The organism is Burkholderia sp. DN3021 (assembly GCF_049805555.1).
GTDB classification, from domain to species: domain Bacteria; phylum Pseudomonadota; class Gammaproteobacteria; order Burkholderiales; family Burkholderiaceae; genus Burkholderia; species Burkholderia pyrrocinia_C.
On the sequence record NZ_JBNCAB010000255.1, the window covers coordinates 1 to 793 of the forward strand.

General features: G+C 61.4%; 1 protein-coding gene. It reads left to right on the plus strand.

Annotated elements, in window-relative coordinates; translation table 11 throughout:
* Nucleotides 1–793 (plus strand): IS66 family transposase (gene tnpC / locus ACPUER_RS36950; protein WP_425133603.1); only part of this gene is annotated, 793 nt, incomplete at both ends.

The window sequence follows — 793 nt, forward strand, 5'->3', positions numbered from 1 at the left end:
GCGGTATCGAAGTTCGCCGATCACCAACCGCTGTATCGTCAATCGGAGATTGCGGCACGTGACGGCGTGACGCTGGATCGTGGCAGCATGGGGCGCTGGCTCGGGCAGATCGCCGAGCTTTGCGTGCCGCTTGTTGGAGCGATCCAGCGCTATGCATTGGTTCCCGGCAAAGTGCACGTCGACGACACACCAGTCGCGGTGCTCGCGCCAGGCAACGGCAAGACGACGACCGGACGCTTCTGGGTCTACATGCGCGATGATCGCCGCTCGGGCTCGACGGACCCAGCTGCGGTATGGTTCGACTTCTCCTCGGATCGAAAAGGGGTTCACCCTCAAACCCGGCTCGCCACATTCCACGGGATCCTGCAGGCCGATGCCTACGCCGGATTCGATCAGTTGTACGCGAACGGCAAGATCCAGGAGGCAGCATGCTGGGATCACGCGAGGCGCTACATATACGATGTTCACGTGCGCACGCCGACACCGGATACCCAGCAACTGCTTGATATGATCGGCGAGCTTTACAGCATTGAAGCCGACATCCGCGGCAAGGCGCCTGACGAGCGTTTGCGCGTGAGACAGGAAAAGACCAAGCCGTTGCTCGCGAAGTTCGAAGCGACGAACAGGGCGAAACTCGCGACGCTGTCGACGAAGTCGGCGCTCGCCAAAGCGATCAACTACTCGCTGAACCACTGGGCGGCGCTCGCGTTCTACTGCGAGGACGGTCGGGCCGAGATCAGCAACGTCCTTGCCGAAAATGCTCTGCGCTGTGTCGCGCTCGGACGCAAAAACT